General features: G+C 42.8%; 1 protein-coding gene. It reads right to left on the minus strand.

The genetic code is table 11. The annotated features are described in order from the left end of the window. Window positions 1-52 precede the first annotated feature (52 nt). A complete protein-coding gene (locus tag STRDD13_RS08570; RefSeq protein ID WP_156471296.1) occupies window positions 53-193 on the minus strand; it encodes a hypothetical protein in 141 nt (46 codons plus the stop codon). Between the last annotated feature and the right edge of the window lie 113 nt (window positions 194-306).

A 306-nucleotide genomic window follows, 5' to 3' on the forward strand; every position in this document is an offset into this window, starting at 1 on the left:
TACCTTGTCAACTACTTTTTTCATCTTTTTCTACTTTTTTTATTCCCCCTTCTTAGATTCCCCTGAAATCCGCTAAATAGACCTCTAATCGATTCATTAAGCTTTTTCTCCCTAAGAATCGTTCCCCACTGATCAAGCGCTCATAACTCTCTTGTTCTTCTGCGCTTAGTCCTGACTGAAACTCCGCTAACATGCTTCTTAGAAGGATGGCGTCTGAGGCATCCCCTGGCCCTCACGGATCTCATAGCTTAGCTCACTAATCTCTTCATACACCAAACGGTCAAACCGACGTTTTTGACTTTCTTG

The sequence above is a fragment of the Streptococcus sp. DD13 genome (genome assembly GCF_001578875.1).
Lineage (GTDB): Bacteria > Bacillota > Bacilli > Lactobacillales > Streptococcaceae > Streptococcus.